Source organism: Cryobacterium suzukii (assembly GCF_004403185.1).
Classification (GTDB): Bacteria; Actinomycetota; Actinomycetes; order Actinomycetales; family Microbacteriaceae; genus Cryobacterium; species Cryobacterium suzukii.
In genome coordinates, this window is record NZ_SOHJ01000001.1 from 1 (window position 1) to 11,269 (window position 11,269).

The window sequence follows — 11,269 nt, forward strand, 5'->3', positions numbered from 1 at the left end:
GGTCAGTGCGCGGGGCACGATCACCATAGGACGGACGCTCGGTACGAGGAGCGCTGTTGCGGTCACCGTACGAGGGGCGCTCGGTGCGCGCCGGACGGTCGTTGTTGTATGCAGGACGGTCAGTGCGCGGGGCACGGTCGCCGTAGGAGGGACGCTCGGCGCGCGGGGCACTGTTGCGGTCGCCGTAGGACGGACGGTCGTTGTTGCGGTCGTTGTTATATGCAGGACGGTCATTGCGCGGGGCACTGTTGCGGCCGCCATAAGACGGACGGTCATTGTTGTACGCCGGACGATCCGTGCGCGGCGCACGGTCACCGTAAGACGGACGCTCGGTGCGGGGAGCGCTGTTGCGGTCACCATAGGAAGGACGCTCGGTACGCGCCGGACGGTCATTGTTATAGGCGGGACGATCCGTGCGGGGACGGTCGTTGTTGTAAGCGGGGCGCTCGTTGCGCTCGCTGTTGGTGCGGCCGCCGTTTTCGGGGCGAACGGAACGCGAGCCATAGGCTGGGCGCTCGCTGGAGGGGCGCTCGTTCGAACGCGCGGCGCGCTCGTCGGCGTTCCAGCGCTGCTTCTTGGGCGCGCCCTCGTCAGCGCGGTAACCGCGGTGTCCGGGGCTCTTGCTGCCGGCGTTGTTGGAACCGCCGTGGCCCGATCCGCCCTTGGAGGCGTACTTGGGATCGAAGTTCTTACCGCCGCGACCGACGGTGGAGTTGTGCGAATTGCCTTGAGGCATAAAAATATCTCTGGGTTGTGTTCAGTACATGGCAGAACAACATCGCACATGCGACGTAACTGAGAACCCGAGCAAACTGTGGTCGGGGCCGTTCACATACAGTGATTTTTCACCAGCGGATTACTGGGAAACCGGCCCAACTTGACTTACAAACCCATCCGCGCACAGCGCGGTGTCAAGAGCCGACTTGTATACGCTACCCGATCGGACGCAAAATGTCACGATAAGATTCTGGATTTACGTTGATTCCGTGCTGGCAACCCTCGTCATCGAGCAGTCCCTCACCCTGTTGGCAGGCCCAAGACAGTACTCAGCCGATCGTCTGCACCTCGGGCTGATATGCGTCCAAAGTATCGGTCTGGAACCCTTGTTGCACGGCCGTCAGCGCGGTCCAATCGATATTCACGATCGATTGCCCATCGGGCGAGGTACCGGTGCCGTTCGTCGGCATCGTGAATAAGGTGACGTCACCCACCCGCACGTCACGCAACTCCACCGCCAGTCCCGCCACGTAAGCCGAATCGAGCCCCTCATCCACCGCGAGATGGGGTGCAACAGCGCCGATCAGACGACTCACCTTTGCCGGATTCATCAGGGTCTCCGCACTCAGGGACTTGCTTAACAAAGCCTTGATGAACTGCTGCTGGTTGCGCGCGCGTTGAAAGTCTCCGTCACGGAAGGCGTATCGTTCACGCACGAATGCCAGCGCTTCCGCGCCATTCACGCTTTGTATTCCCGGGGCAAAGTAATGTCCTCTGATGCTGGACGACGCGAATCCAATCGGATTGTCCACGTCGATGCCGCCAAGGGCATCGGTGACGTCCTTGAATCCCTGGAAATCGATAATGGCCACATGGTCCATCCGAACACCGAGCAGCCCTTCGATGGTTTGAACGGCCAACGGCACGCCACCGAAAGAGAGGGCGGCGTTGATCTTGGCCTGCCCGTGGCCTGGAATATCGAGCCAACTGTCTCGCAGAATGGACATGACGTAAATGTTTTTTCGGTTGGCCGGAATGTGCATGACCATAATCGTGTCCGACCGTTGGCCGCTCAGATCCGCTATGGACTTACTGTTCGAGCCTCGCGTGTCCGAGCCGAGCAGAAGAATGTTCTGCGCCTTCGTAGCCTCAGCCTCAGCCTCCGCCTCAGGCACAGGTAGAACCACAGGCGGACGCGAGGATTCGTCTGTTGGGAAGGCCTCTGGAATTTTTATCGTCTGGGTATCGAAGGTGCGGCTGAGGTTCCACGCGTAGATGCCGGCGGCACCGGCGATGAGTAACCCGACCGCCAGGATCGCNGACCGCCAGGATCGCAAGGAGGGCGAACCTCCAACCCTTTCGTTTGCGCGAACCCCCAGTGCTCCTGTGAGACGTCACGGTCGCCACACCCCGATGCAGGCCCACCCGGCGGCCCGCTGAGTGGAGGTTTCAGCCAGACGGCAGCCCTCGCCCATTCGGACACAGTTTCGTTCCCTCACCCCTGTCCCGACCGGGATCGATACGCAGCGCAGCATGCCTGCCATGTTGCCTACTATTCTCTCTGTCGGAAACCTAAACACCACACTATAGTGGCAAAACTGGACACCATTGTCCAGACCGATCGTCAACGACGCGACGGGAATGAGCGATGAGGGCACTAGTCGTTGCCGGTCAATTCGCAGGACCGGGCATCAGTCCGTGGCTACTCGATGATTTGGTGCTCGCGCTGGCCCAAGCTGGCCATGAAGTCGACGTAATCGTATTCGACTCGAAACACGCCCGTCCGAAGGGACCTGCCGCTATACAGTATGCCAACGTGCGAATTTGCAGCGTAGGTCCCACCGTGATCCGCCCCGGTCGGATTGGTAAGTTGCTCGCCCATTCTGCGGCGGGCTTTGGATTACATACCCGCGGATACCGCTTCAGCCACGGACGCGACTATGACGTTTGCATGTACACATCGATAGCGACTTTCTCGTGGGGGTTCCCTACACGCCTTCGCATCAGGGGCCGCGCGAAGACGCTGCTCTTCATCCTGTGGGATTTCTTCCCGATCCACCAGATAGAAATTGGGCGAATCCGGGCGCGCGCATGGCATATGCCGCTACGCCACCTTGAAAGAGCCTCGATGAAGAGAGCCGACATTGTCGCTGTCATGTCAGATGCAAATGAGCGATTCTTGCGCTCGTATCACCCCGGGCTGAAGGCCCAGATCGCCATCGTCCCGCCATGGGCATCTGGGCCCAACGTGTTCGCCTCCGGGACTCGACGTGACCGATTCACTGCCGTCTTTGGGGGCCAGCTTGCTCACGGTCGCGGAATCGAAACCCTACTCTTAGCGGCGAAAGAACTGCAAGGTGAGTCCAATGACATTGAGATTCTCGTTCTCGGGGACGGCACGGAGAAGGAGAAGCTAATTGCCACCAGTCGGGATCTCGGCCTAAACAACCTCGTATTCCAGCCGTCGCTTCCTCGGTCCGAGTACCGAGCCCTGATCAACTCCGTCCACGTCGGTATCGCCATCACTGTGCCCAACGTCACGCCCCCAACGTTTCCGTCGAAGATTGTTGAGTACTGCGCGTCCGCCCTGCCTGTTGTCGTCTGCGTCGAAGAGTCTTCAGATGCGGGGCAACTCATCGAGCAGTGGGGAGCAGGGATCGCGGTCCCGGCCGGCGACTCCGTCGCCTTGGCGCGGGCGCTCCTGGTCCTCTATGCCGAATACAAGGCGGGCTCGCTCCCCGCTCGGTCGGACGCCGCGCTGGCGCTATTCAGCTCAGAGCTGTCGGTTTCGCGAGCCGTTTCCAGGCTGGAAGCCGCCGTTGAGCTCGCGATAAACACCCCCGGTCGATCATGAAAAGCGGCAGGGTCCGTGGGACGATGTTTGGAAGCGGACGTCACAAAAGTTCGCTGTCCGACACCGTTTCCTCCCAGAGTCGGCTACTCCCCCTGAAAGTCTTCACGTCCTGGTGGGCGCTGTGCTTCGTTTTCTACATTGTGGGATGGCCCATTGACTACGTCCGCACCAATGCTGTCTGGGTAACCCTACTCACGGGCGCCTGCCTCCTCGGGGCCATTGGAGGCTACGCGGCCGCTGTCGCCCGACACCCCTTCCGTACGGACAGTCCAGCCAGCGATTGGCGGGTTCCGTGGGTGGTGCGGATTGGCCTCGTCGCCTCCTTGGTGCTCGTATTCCCGCTGGCAAGTGTCTATTCCGGCTTCAGCGTGTTAGACGTTGGATCGGCGATACAGAACCAGGGTGCCGCCTTCGCGCAAGCCTCGGAGCGGATGAGTGAAGGTTTAGGGGCGCGCACTGGGATTCTTCTCCTGCAGTCTGCGCTAGCGCCGTTCACGCTCAGCGTCATTCCGTTCCTGTCGTTGGCTTGGTTTGAGGGGCGCAGGCACGGGATACTTCTGGTACTCGCGCTCGTGGCACCGTTGACAACGAGTTTCCTCGTCGGACGTGACCAGCAGATCGCGTTCTCGCTCATTGTTTTGTCCGGTGCCTGGGCGCTTTCACGGGTGCGTCGACGCCTTCCCCTGCGGTGGCGGGAGGTTACCGTTCTGGCCCTCGTCGCCGTTGCGATGATCATCAGCTTCGGCGCTCGAAGACTGGCACGAAATTCCGTTGACCCAATCTGCGCCCCGGGGGGAGCCACCTGCACGATCGACCACTCATATCCCAATGTGTTCGAAGCCGCATGGGTGAATATTATGTCCTACGCCACGCAGGGCTTCGAGGGGCTGGGGCGCGCTATGGATGCCACCTGGGTTTTCGGTGGGGGGTTCAGCCACTCCAGAGCCGTTGAGTCGTTGTTGTCGAAAACCTTCAACTTCGAATCCGCACCCGTCGTCACCTCTCAGCTCGATTCACTCGGGTGGTCGGGCACCGGGTATTGGAGCACGGCCTTTACCAGCATCGCCAATGACGTTCCGTGGATCCTCATCCCTCTGGTCATCTTCTTCCAGGCATTTCTCCTGGGCTCTGCGTGGCGCAGATCACTGCGTCAGGCAGACTGGCTCTCCACCTCGGTGTTGTGCTACACGTGGCTCGCCATGATGTTCGTACCGCAGAATTTACAGCTGGCTGTGAGTGGCCCGATTTATCTCGGATACATCATGCTCGTCGCGCTGTACCTGCTGCGTTCGGTCGCGGAATACGGCTCCTCCAACACGAGTAAACGATTTGGACCTGTCAGCCCATGAGAGGCGGCATCTTTCGTAGGAACGAATAGACACCGCGGCTCTTGGCGAGCTGTCGAGCAGCCAGCACCGAGTACAGCACGCCGGAGACGAGCGCAAAGCCCGAAGCAGCCACTACTCCGCCGAGCGAGCTGAGCCAGAGCCCGGCGGCCAACCACGCAGCCAGCCACACCAGGTTGAGGATCAGCGCAGTACGTTCCAGCTCGCACAGGAGCATCAGCTGATTGACCTGCCCAATGACGACGTTGAGAAAGGCAGCGATTGTAAGCAAAACGAGAGGGACTGCCGCGTTCGAGAAGCCCGCCCCGTACAGCAACTCCAGGAGCGGCTGGGAAGCGACGACAAAGACTACGGTCGGAACGACGGCAGCAATCCCCGCCTGCCAGGCGGATCTGTTGCACAAGTCATTGAGCACCTGCAGCTCGCTGCGGTGATACAGGCGGGCGAAGGCAGGGGCAAGATACGAAACCTGAATTGTTGATACCAGGCCAATGAATGCAGCAAGACGTGCGGCGACCGTGAAGAAAGCGACATCGTCTGGACTGCTGGTGAGGAAGAGCACGAACAGCGGCGCCCACGTGAGGAAATAGAACAGGAGCGATGTGCCCATCATGGCGATCATGCGCCCCAAATAACGTTTCAAGAAGTCATGAATCGATTGTGATGACGCGCCGGCCGTCGCCTCGGTTGAAACGATGCGTACCGAGCGAATTGCGGCGGGTATGGCCCACGCTGCCGTGAGCCACGACGATACCGACAACGCAATAATCGCGTCGGTCAAGCTCAACTCAGAAAGCATCGCCTTCGTGAGGAGGATGGCAACGGCGAGCGCAGGCATGGATCCAAGTTCCGCAAATGTGCCGGAGGCGAGCCGTCCGTTCCCCCGGAGGATTGCACCGGAGAGGACGCTGTACGCCTGCGGAATAATTGCGCTCACCGCGAGCAACGCCGCCGAGATGCCCAAACCGGGCAATAGTCGAAACGCGATCGAAAACGCCACGATGGCGACGGCGACCGAAATCACGCTCCCTACTGCGCAGATCCAGAGCAATCGCACGGAATCCAGTCGTAGCGCAACGCTCGCACCGCCGGAAAGTTTGAGAGCAAGGTTGTCAGAGCCGAGGCGGGCAAAGGTAGCCAATACGGCCAGGCTTGTAAACACAACGAAGAACGTACCGGCGTCGGTCGGTCCAAGCATTCTGGCGACCACGACGGCCAGGAGGAAACTCGCGAAAATCGACCCGCCCCTGGCCAATATCGCGTGGAGCGGCCGTCCTCGTTGCCCGTCCGTCACGGGCGCTCAAAGAGCCGCACGCCAGCTCGTGCGTGATGTGTCATCGCAGTCGAACGGATGAAGCTCACTACCCGACGCGAGGTATCTTGCACCTGGTATTCCCACGGAACTGTAGCGGGACCGTCGGCACGGAATGATTGTAATGTCATTGATACCGCGTCGAGGATGTTCTGCCGGTCGACCCCGGCGGTGATCGTCACGGATGTTTCCAGCGCCTCCGGTCGCTCAATAGTGTCTCGAAGTGACACCGCCGGAAAACCGAGAATCGCCGATTCCTCACTGAGGGTTCCGCTGTCGGACAACACGAGGCGCGCGGACCGCTGCAGGCGTACATAGTCGTTGAATCCGAACGGGGCATGAAACCTGAACGAGTCTTTCAGCTCATCGGGTTGTCCCTCCAGGTTCTTGCGTGTCCTGGGGTGAGTCGACACCAACACTGGCAATTCGTAGACATCTGCCACGCCCCGAAGCGCGTGAAGTACGGAAGCCAGCCGCTCTGGATTGTCGACATTCTCCTCCCGATGCAGACTCACCAAAATATATTTTCCGGCTTCGAGCCGCTGCCGTTCGAGCACGTCGCTGGCGTCGATTGCCTCCACGTTGCCCTCAAGAACTTCCCGCATCGGGGAACCCGTGAGGAGTATGCGCGAAGGATGGATCCCTTCGGCGAGTAGGTTCCGCCGCGCATGCTCGGTATACACCAGGTTGTAGTCGGCGACGTGATCAACGAGCCTGCGGTTGACTTCTTCTGGAACGTTCTCGTCGAAACAGCGGTTCCCTGCCTCCATGTGGTAGACCGGAATCTTCAATCTCCGCGCCATCAGAGCCGCGATGCAGCTGTTTGTGTCACCCAGCACGAGCATCGCATCGGGTCTCTCCTCGAGCAACGCGGCCTCGACCGCAACCAGAATGGACCCGAGAACGGCACCGAGAGAGCTGGTATCAGCGTTGAGAAAGCGATCAGGACGGCGCAGGCCGAGGTCTTCAAAGAAGATCTCGTTGAGTTCGTAGTCGTAGTTCTGTCCGGTGTGCACGAGTACGTGATCCGTAAATTCGTCAAGCCGTTTAATGGTCGCGGAAAGTCTGATGATTTCGGGCCGCGTGCCCACAACTGTCAGAACCTTGAGCTTGCGCTGAGTGTTCATACTGCCTCCGCGATGGTGTCTGGAAAGTTCGGATCGAAGATCTCATTCGACCAAAATGACGTGAAAAGCTCGGCGTTGCCGACATTCGTGATCTTGTGTGCCCACATGGTCGGCATGTCCACGGCGACTGGACCGGAACCGGAAACACGGAACTCGAATACCTCGTCATGGAAAAGCCGACGGAGTGCGATGACTGCTTCTCCGGATTCGACCGTAAATCTCTCCATTTTGCGGCGATGGAAGTGATCACCGCGAGTCATCCCTGGCACGGTCGTGGAGAAAGACGATTGCCCGCCACCCCCGTGCGACCGGATGATCTCGCAGAATGAGCCGCGGGCATCCTCATGCCGGGTGAGGCGAATGGGCGTTTGCGCCGGAAAAGTGTACGACCGATACGTGTTGAAAAGATCCCGGTCAAACTTGGACGCGAGATCAGGAATTTGCCCGTGGTCGTACAGGGACGCCATCCCGCTGAGTCGGCGCAACAGCCCACTTACCGTCTCGTGCACTTGTCGAGCGTTGCCGTCAATCTCCCTCCCCGCCTCGATCAGGAGATCCGCGGCGTCCTGCGCGTGGAGAAGCGTCAGCTCCTTGTCCTGCTGGACTGTCGGTTGTTCACCCTGCGAGATGAGGTGGCAGAAAGTAGCCGTCACTGCGTTGTAGAAGGGCCGACCGTGCTCTCCAAAGAGATTCGGTAGCAGGGTGTTCTGAAATACCGCCCCGACGGCGTTCGCAGCGCTCTGCAAGATTTCCGCGGCAGCGGCCTTTGAATCACCGTAGATCCCTCCATGCCCGGCCTGGGTGGAGTTGGCGTAAACAACGACGGCCGGCGCTGGCTCTGCCCGGCGAATGGCGGCCGCCATCTGGTCGGCAAACCTCACGTTGCCAACGCGCACCTCGTCGTCTGAGCCGCGATTCACTCCAGCAATATGGATGAAACGGGACGCGCCCGCAATCGAAGCCGCCGCGCGGTCGAGATCGAAAGAATCGCCGACCGCGACGGTCCGCGTAGGGATACCGTACGATTTCAGGGCGGCACGCGTATGCCAACCAAGAAAACCAGTCCCGCCGGTTAGAGAGACGTGCTCCATACGCTAGACCGCTCTCTTGTTGGGCAGGCCTGCGGCACTCAGTTCGGCGCGCACCTCTGGCAGAGTCAGGAGCAGGTCCTCAACCTCAGAGATCGTCATTCTCTCCACGGTGTGCGAGTCGTAGTCGGCGTACTCCGCTTGGGCGACATTCCCATGCTCGACGTAAATGCTGTAGTTCAAATCCCGGTTGTCGGCCTGGATGCGGAAGTAATCACCCATGTCCTGGGCGCGCGCGAGTTCCTCCCGGTTCGCTAGGGCTTCAGATAGTTTTTCTGCATGCCGAGTGCCAATGACGTCGACATCAGCGGAAGACTGAAAAAGATTGATGACCGCTTGCGCCAGGCTACCCACCGTGCACGACTTTGCCTTACGGATGAAGAGATCGCCCTGCTTGGCATTGTGGAATGCAAACTCGACGAGATCAACGGAATCAGCCAGAGACATCATGAAACGAGTCATGTCAGGATTCGTTACCGTCAAATTCCGATCTAACTTGAGCTGCTGGATAAATAGCGGAATGACCGATCCACGCGAGTACATGACATTCCCGTAACGCACGCACGAGATGGTAGTTTCAGCTTCCGGATTATTCAGACCATAGGAATGCGCGACCTTTTCCATGAGCGCCTTACTCATCCCCATGGCGTTGACCGGGTATACCGCCTTGTCGGTGCTTAGACAGACGACAGAGGTCACATGAGCGTTGTCAGCGGCGCGCACGACATTCTCGCTCCCCAGGACGTTTGTCTTGACGGCCTCCATCGGAAAGAACTCGCAGGACGGCACCTGCTTGAGAGCGGCAGCGTGGAAGACGAAGTCGACGTCGCGCATGGCGCGTTCGACACTGCGGTAATCGCGGACATCGCCCACGTAGAAGCGGAGGCGCGAGTCCGAAAATTCTTGACGCATCAGGTCTTGTTTTGTCTCGTCGCGACTGAGAATGCGAATCTGGTCCGCACCACGCTCCAGAAGTTTCTCAGTGACCGTATGACCGAACGACCCGGTGCCCCCGGTGACGAGAATGCGCTTACCTTCATAACTCGATGACATGTTCTCTCCTCCGATAGGCAGGGAAGTACCCTGGGATTGCGCACTCAGCCGCCGTGGTCGACAGCAATTGCAGGTATGCGTCTGGCTGAAGCACGCGCATACCGACCCTGAACGGTCGACTTCCGCTCGGAGCGAAAGCACGTTTGTAACGAAACGTGCCATCGTTTGGTGAATATCCTCCACCAAGCACATAGTCACGCAGTCCATGGTCAATTGACCAGAGCATCACGCGATACTTAAGCAGATCATTCGGGCGCAGCTCGAAGTACTCGCTCATGGTGCCTCCCAAGAACGAGTAGACAGTTTCGGCTGATACGAGCACGAGTTCAGTAGATATCACCTTTCCTTCATGACTCGCGTGAAAGTAAATGTACTGGCCAGCGAGGTTCTCGTGGATGTTCTCAAAGAAACTTCTGGAGAAGCAGTGCGCCGCGTCCGCATGGCGACGGTCCATGGTCGCCTCGTAGATTCGAAAGAAGTCCTCGAACCGAGATCCCTCCGGGTCGGCGATTACCTCAACGCCGGACCGTTCCGCTTTCCGAACGTTCTTGCGAACCTTGTGCTGGAAGTCCATCCACAGGTCGTCCGGTGATAGATCGAGGCCTCGCACTATGTTGTCCTGCCGAACTTCGACTGTTCCGGGGTACGGCAGCACAATTTCCGGCCTGAGACTGAAGCGAATAAACTCCGAGACCACCTGACGGGTGCGCCCCCAGCTATCGAACGCCGCCCAGAACTCAGCGGCCAAATCTGCCGACTCCGGGCCCCAGCAGAACGCTCCGCCGTAGCCGTAGGGCGTCGTGATGTCGTGAAGACCCGCTGGCGCTTTGCCAGCAGTTAGTTCGTCGGGTACGGCCCGTAAGAGGAAGGGGAACAGCACCGTTCCGCCCCGAGAACTGAGGCAGGCGCAGAATGCATCCGTGTGCTCATTCGAGAATAAACTCGCGTACCCCGGATGGGCATGCACCTCCCGGCCTGGCCATTGCTCCCAGAGGCGCAACCATGCCGCAGCATCTGCCGTATCCGCCGCATTCAGGACTCGAAATGACGACCGTGCACCTCCGTGCTGAACAGACATCTCACTCATCTCGCCAGTTCCTCCAACACCTGTTCGACGTCAGCGCGCAACCGAATGGATGTTTCCAAGACAACGCCTCGAGGAGACATTTCTCTGGCCGGTACTCGCGCGGCCACCTCATCGAAATCTCGCGCCCCCAGACGCTCCGCGAAATCGGTACCGTTCAGGATGGCTCGACGACCGATTCTCGTACCGATATGGAGGTCATGGGAATAGATCTGCGAGAAACGATTATCATCCGAGCGCAAGCAAATGCCCGGCTGCGATTCGGGGGCCAACGGGGTCCCAAGAAATAACCACGTCGTGCGGTCGACTTCTTCGAAGCCAAGCCTCCGATACCACGCCAGTGCGCGCATATTCGATTCATGCACATCGAGTTCAACGGAGACGTGTCGTGCAGTTTTCAAGAGAAGGATTGTGTCGTGCAGCAGCTTCCTCCCCGCTCCCCTCCGCCGATACTCGGGCGCCAGGTAGATGTTGTTGAGGAAGAGCCCTTCGTCGACAATGCGCAGATGACAAAATCCGCTCGCGTTCGACGAACCGGCTGGCCGCGTGAATGCGTGATCGGGGTCACCGAGTACCGATAGCAGGTAGTCGGGAAAATGCGCGTCGTCGTAAATAAGAAAACGGGCAACACGCGACAAGCGCGCCAGGTCCAGGTGGAGCTTCTGCAGAAGCAGCGAGTCATCCATCG

The 11,269-nt window shown here is 59.4% G+C and carries 9 protein-coding genes and 1 pseudogene; 2 read left to right on the forward strand and 8 right to left on the reverse strand.

What is annotated here, in order from left to right; genetic code table 11:
* Window positions 1-736, reverse strand: a pseudogene (locus E3T39_RS00005) (DEAD/DEAH box helicase); the annotation flags it as partial.
* Window positions 737-1,046: 310 nt separating this feature from the next.
* Window positions 1,047-1,904: an LCP family protein gene (locus E3T39_RS00010; RefSeq protein WP_478213409.1), complete on the reverse strand. Its 858-nt coding sequence runs from the start codon at window positions 1,902-1,904 to the stop codon at window positions 1,047-1,049.
* Between the two features lie 461 nt (window positions 1,905-2,365).
* On the opposite strand from E3T39_RS00010, the gene E3T39_RS00015 reads away from it, so the two are divergent.
* Both E3T39_RS00015 and E3T39_RS00020 read left to right on the forward strand, forming a co-directional pair.
* Complete coding sequence (locus E3T39_RS00015) at window positions 2,366-3,571, forward strand: glycosyltransferase family 4 protein (RefSeq protein ID WP_134512728.1); 1,206 nt, start codon at window positions 2,366-2,368, stop codon at window positions 3,569-3,571.
* Between the two features lie 23 nt (window positions 3,572-3,594).
* The gene (locus tag E3T39_RS00020) at window positions 3,595-4,920 is read left to right on the forward strand and encodes a hypothetical protein (RefSeq protein ID WP_134512729.1); all 1,326 of its coding nucleotides are present in this window, start codon (window positions 3,595-3,597) and stop codon (window positions 4,918-4,920) included.
* On the opposite strand, the gene E3T39_RS00025 is transcribed toward E3T39_RS00020, so the two are convergent.
* The 6 genes from E3T39_RS00025 to E3T39_RS00050 all read right to left on the reverse strand — a co-directional run bounded on the left by E3T39_RS00025 (window position 4,910) and on the right by E3T39_RS00050 (window position 11,267).
* On the reverse strand, window positions 4,910-5,941 hold the full coding sequence (locus E3T39_RS00025) for a lipopolysaccharide biosynthesis protein (protein ID WP_134512730.1): 1,032 nt from the start codon (window positions 5,939-5,941) through the stop codon (window positions 4,910-4,912). The two genes, E3T39_RS00020 and E3T39_RS00025, sit on opposite strands and share 11 nt — an antisense overlap.
* Window positions 5,942-6,207: 266 nt before the next feature.
* On the reverse strand, window positions 6,208-7,356 hold the full coding sequence (wecB, locus tag E3T39_RS00030) for a non-hydrolyzing UDP-N-acetylglucosamine 2-epimerase (RefSeq protein WP_134512731.1): 1,149 nt from the start codon (window positions 7,354-7,356) through the stop codon (window positions 6,208-6,210).
* Window positions 7,353-8,447, reverse strand: a complete 1,095-nt coding sequence (locus E3T39_RS00035) for a polysaccharide biosynthesis C-terminal domain-containing protein (protein WP_134512732.1) — start codon at window positions 8,445-8,447, stop codon at window positions 7,353-7,355. Before E3T39_RS00035 ends, wecB begins: the two co-directional genes overlap by 4 nt.
* Window positions 8,448-8,450: 3 nt before the next feature.
* On the reverse strand, window positions 8,451-9,497 hold the full coding sequence (locus E3T39_RS00040) for an SDR family NAD(P)-dependent oxidoreductase (RefSeq protein ID WP_134512733.1): 1,047 nt from the start codon (window positions 9,495-9,497) through the stop codon (window positions 8,451-8,453).
* Window positions 9,481-10,245 (reverse strand): lipid II:glycine glycyltransferase FemX, encoded by a 765-nt coding sequence (locus E3T39_RS00045; RefSeq protein ID WP_166783989.1) that lies wholly within the window; start codon window positions 10,243-10,245, stop codon window positions 9,481-9,483. Before E3T39_RS00045 ends, E3T39_RS00040 begins: the two co-directional genes overlap by 17 nt.
* Before the next feature lie 335 nt (window positions 10,246-10,580).
* Window positions 10,581-11,267 (reverse strand): GNAT family N-acetyltransferase, encoded by a 687-nt coding sequence (locus E3T39_RS00050; protein ID WP_166783990.1) that lies wholly within the window; start codon window positions 11,265-11,267, stop codon window positions 10,581-10,583.
* Between the last annotated feature and the right edge of the window lie 2 nt (window positions 11,268-11,269).

What these genes read in the sequence shown, in the direction of transcription:
- E3T39_RS00015 (WP_134512728.1), top strand. Translation starts at nt 2,366, where the DNA reads ATGAGGGCACTAGTCGTTGCCGGTCAATTCGCAGGACCGGGCATCAGT.
- E3T39_RS00020 (WP_134512729.1), top strand. Translation starts at nt 3,595, where the DNA reads ATGTTTGGAAGCGGACGTCACAAAAGTTCGCTGTCCGACACCGTTTCC.
- wecB (WP_134512731.1), bottom strand. Translation starts at nt 7,356, where the DNA reads ATGAACACTCAGCGCAAGCTCAAGGTTCTGACAGTTGTGGGCACGCGG.
- E3T39_RS00035 (WP_134512732.1), bottom strand. Translation starts at nt 8,447, where the DNA reads ATGGAGCACGTCTCTCTAACCGGCGGGACTGGTTTTCTTGGTTGGCAT.
- E3T39_RS00040 (WP_134512733.1), bottom strand. Translation starts at nt 9,497, where the DNA reads ATGTCATCGAGTTATGAAGGTAAGCGCATTCTCGTCACCGGGGGCACC.
- E3T39_RS00050 (WP_166783990.1), bottom strand. Translation starts at nt 11,267, where the DNA reads ATGGATGACTCGCTGCTTCTGCAGAAGCTCCACCTGGACCTGGCGCGC.